General features: G+C 39.2%; 6 protein-coding genes. 4 read left to right on the top strand and 2 right to left on the bottom strand.

From position 1 onward, the window contains the following. Positions 1-219: 7-cyano-7-deazaguanine synthase (locus ABYK33_RS14420; protein WP_373033994.1), on the top strand; the 219-nt coding region annotated here is incomplete at its 5' end. Here ABYK33_RS14420 and ABYK33_RS14415 read toward each other — a convergent pair. Beyond that, positions 216-617 (bottom strand): hypothetical protein, encoded by a 402-nt coding sequence (locus ABYK33_RS14415; RefSeq protein WP_373033993.1) that lies wholly within the window; start codon positions 615-617, stop codon positions 216-218. The two genes, ABYK33_RS14420 and ABYK33_RS14415, sit on opposite strands and share 4 nt — an antisense overlap. A 108-nt stretch (positions 618-725) precedes the next feature. Here ABYK33_RS14415 and ABYK33_RS14410 point away from each other — a divergent pair, with 108 nt between their 5' ends. Continuing rightward, complete coding sequence (locus ABYK33_RS14410) at positions 726-1766, top strand: coproporphyrinogen III oxidase (RefSeq protein WP_373033992.1); 1041 nt, start codon at positions 726-728, stop codon at positions 1764-1766. 22 nt (positions 1767-1788) lie between these two features. Here ABYK33_RS14410 and ABYK33_RS14405 read toward each other — a convergent pair whose 3' ends face one another. Continuing rightward, entirely contained in the window at positions 1789-2277 is a 489-nt protein-coding gene (locus tag ABYK33_RS14405; protein WP_373033991.1) for an asparaginase domain-containing protein, read from the bottom strand. 86 nt (positions 2278-2363) lie between these two features. Here ABYK33_RS14405 and fabI point away from each other — a divergent pair, with 86 nt between their 5' ends. After that, positions 2364-3188 carry an enoyl-ACP reductase FabI gene (fabI, locus tag ABYK33_RS14400; RefSeq protein ID WP_373033990.1) on the top strand — a complete coding sequence of 275 codons (825 nt, stop codon included), beginning with the start codon at positions 2364-2366 and terminating at the stop codon, positions 3186-3188. After that, the coding region (locus ABYK33_RS14395; protein ID WP_373033989.1) for a TrmH family RNA methyltransferase at positions 3189-3948 on the top strand (760 nt) is incomplete at its 3' end.

Below are 3948 nucleotides of genomic sequence, written 5' to 3'. Positions count from 1 at the left end.
GGTACAAAAGATGAAACGAATTTAGAGATAAAGATGCCATTGGTGGCTTTGAAGAAAAGTCAGATAGTGCAAAAGTCTTTAGAGCTTGATGTACCATTGAAAGATACGTGGAGTTGTTATAAATCTGAAGAGATGGCTTGTGGTGTCTGTGACAGCTGTAGATTAAGATTGAAAGGGTTTAAAGAAGCGGGAAGTAAAGACCCGATTCCTTATGCTTAGTCAAAGGTAAAGCCTCTGACAATGAAATTAAGTTCATATCCATGATCAGGGTATCTACTTAACCCTTCAGCGATAAACTGCTGTCGTGTGATCTGTCTGTCCCACAGTCTGTAGGTCAATTTTTTAAACCACTCTTTTTTCTCAGGCGTATTAAGAGCAAGTCTTTGATAATTAGGATCATCTTTAATGCCTGAGGCTATGCCTCTCATTTTCTTCTCATAAGCCTCTTTTTTTTCAGGAGTTGGCTCTTCATAGTCGTATTGTGTCGATGTTATTTGAGTTTGAGTTTGCTGACTTGGTTTTGTAGGTTCATCTGCTTCTATGAGATAGTCCATAGAGCTTGTACATCCTGAGAGCCCTAGTGCAACAAATGCTACCAGTATAAAATGTCGTTTCATTGTGCTTCTTTATAGTAATTTATTAATGGGCTTATTGTATCAAAATGAAATAAAACTTACTATGATATAATCAGAGAATTCTAAATTTAAAAACAAAGGTCAGCTATTATGATAATCCCTGCAAAATCACCACAGGCAAAAGAAGCAAGTAGTCTTGTAAACGGATTACAGGCCTATTTTGTATCAAAATTAAACTCGATTTCTTTGAAGTTTGGAGCAGGGAAATCCTGTGAAGCAGTTTCATGGGGACGTGATGGGGGTAAACATGGTGGTGGTGTACGTTATGAAGCAAGAGATGCTGTTGTATTTGACAGAGCTTCTGTTAATTTCTCTCAGGTACATTATGATGATGACAAAAAGAAAAAATTAGGTTCGGCTACTGCAATTTCTACAATAATTCACCCGAGTAATCCGCATGTACCTTCCATGCATATGCACATCTCTTGGACACAGATGAGAGATGGAGAAGGGTATTGGCGTGTGATGGCTGACCTAAACCCTTCGATCATAGGCGAATCTGAGTCAGATAAAAAGCGTTTTTCTGAAATACTTGAAAAAGTTACAGGTGAACTTTATGATGAGGGTGCTGCACAGGGTGACAGATATTTCCATATTCCTGTACTTGGAAGACATCGTGGTGTAAGCCATTACTATCTCGAAGGTTACAATAGTGGAAATTTTGAAGAAGATAAAGCATTTGTATTGGAAGTTGGTGAAAGGGTCATAGACACATATATCGCTATTATTTCTGCAAAACTGGCTGAATATCCTACATTTACACAAGAAGATAAAGAAGAACAACTGGCGTACCATACACTCTATCTTTTCCAGGTACTTACATTGGATAGAGGTACAACATCAGGCTTACTGGTACATGACCAGAATGATGTAGGTATCATGGGTTCTATACCTTCTCATGTGAACAGAGATATACTGGCTACATGGGTAGAAAAAATGCCTGAACCTCAAGATATCCTAGTCAAGGCATTACTCAAAGCACTACCTAATGAGACACCGACACCAGTAGACGTAAAGACTAAAAAAGCTTTAGCTAATGCAGTACGAAAACACTATAAAAAATACCCCGAAGCATTAAGCATGCAGGCTTCAGGAGAGATCATTCCCCCAACTGTAGATAATCATAAGTAACAGAACACTCTTTGTAGTGTTCCTATAGGCTGAACCGGCCTTTGCTTCTGTCTTTTTTTACCTTTTCATAAGGCCCCATGACACCATTCATAGCGATAAAAATACCTTCTTGTCCCAAAGCATTTATGTATCCATAAGCTGAAGATAGATTTGCAGTAGCTTCTACAGGGTCTACACTGTATGGAACCATAGCTCCAGTGAGGACAATACACTTTTCCAAATCCGCATCTGCTAGATACTCAGCTGTAACATCCATTGTATCTGTTCCATGCACGATGAGTATATGATGATACTCAGAGTGACTGATAGTGGCCAATAGTTCCAATCTGTCGTGATTGGTCATATCTAGACTGTCTTTACCGATGATGTTAACGATATTAAATTCACAAAGCCATTTGGATGCTATCTGCTCCAGTGCATGAGACGTATTATCTATAGAAAAATCACCTTTTATTGGGTCATATACCTTATTAAATGTGCCACCTGTACTGATAATAAGTATTTTATTCATTCATAGCCTTAGTTTGTTAGAAAATAGATGTACATTTTAACGCAATAATGGTAAAATATGAGAATTAATTTTAAGGGAGTACATATATGGTCATGAAGGGCAAAAAAGGTGTTATTTTAGGCATCGCCAACAAAAAGTCTATCGCATACGGTATCGCAAAAGCTTGTCAAGAGCAGGGTGCTGAGATGGCTATTACTTTTTTAAATGAAAGATTTGAGCAAAAACTGGCTCCTATCGCAGAAGACTTAGATTGTGGCGCAAGACTTTATCCTTGTGATGTAAGTAAGCCAGAAGAGATCAAAGCACTTAAAGAATCTCTTGAAAAAGATATGGGAGAGATAGATTTCATCGTTCACTCTATTGCTTTTGCACCTAAAGAGGGTTTGAGTGGTCGTTTTTATGAGATTTCTAAAGAAGCATTTGATGTGGCTATGGACATTTCTGTCTATTCACTCATAGAGATCGTACGTGAGTTAAAACCTATCCTTTCCAGTTCGTCTTCAGTGTTGACACTTAGCTACTACGGTGGAGTGAAGTACATCCCTAACTATAACCTTATGGGTGTGGCTAAAGCAGCTTTAGAGATGACAACAAAATACCTGGCAGAAGACCTTGGTAAAGACGGTATCCGTGTAAATGCAATCTCAGCCGGTCCTATTAAGACACTTGCAGCTGCAGGTATAGGTGACTTTGGCTTTATGCTCAAATGGAACCAGGCGCATTCTCCTTTGAAAGAGAATGTAACCATCAACCAAGTAGGAAACTCAGGTATGTACTTGCTTTCTGACCTAAGTTCTGGTGTGACCGGTGAGATCCATTATGTGGATGCCGGGTATAACATTATGGGTATGCCTGCAGTTGATTTTGATGAAAATGGAAAACCTAAGATAGCCTGGAATGGTGAAAGATAAGTGGCAAATACTTTTACAGAGGATTCGCCTGAATATATAGCTAAAAAATCTTTCTACGATAAAGTGCTCACTGTTTACGGACGTAATCCTGTGATGGAAGCACTTGAAGATGAAAGTATCACCATCCATAAACTGCATCTCTCAAAGTCAAACAAAGATGCTGATGTACTTGAACAAATGAAAGACATTGCTAAAAAAAGAGAGATTGAAGTTGTGTACCACGACAAACAGGCACTCTCTCGCATCTCCAAAAATGCGAAACAAGACCAAGGGGTTGCCCTTGATATGGTTTTAGAATTTATGGAAGATGAAAATAGCTTTATGGATGCACATGAAAGTTATCGTATCATCGCACTTGATGGTGTAACGAACCCACAAAACCTGGGAATGATCATCCGTTCTTGTGCCGCAGGAGATGTAGATGCTATCTTGCTTCCTACCAGAGGCGGAGCGCAGATATCTTCACTGGTCATAAAAGCAAGTGCAGGTACACTTTTTAAAATGCCTATCATTAAAACGAGTAACCTTACAAAGACGCTACGATCTTTTCAGGGTGAGGGTGCAGATCTTTATACGCTCTCATCCCATGCTTCAAAGAGTTACAAAGATCAAAGCTATGGCAACAAGACTATCTTTGTTCTGGGTAACGAGAGCGAAGGTGTTAGTAAGCCTGTAGAGGATGTATGTGATAAAAGCATAGCCATCCCTATGCAACGTGGTGTTGAGTCTCTCAATGTCGCTGTAACAGCTTCGTTACTCG

Source organism: Sulfurovum sp., assembly GCF_041562805.1.
In the GTDB taxonomy this organism is placed as follows: domain Bacteria; phylum Campylobacterota; class Campylobacteria; order Campylobacterales; family Sulfurovaceae; genus Sulfurovum.
Note: the sequence above shows the minus strand (reverse complement) of the source record. Positions and strands in the feature narration are given on the sequence as shown.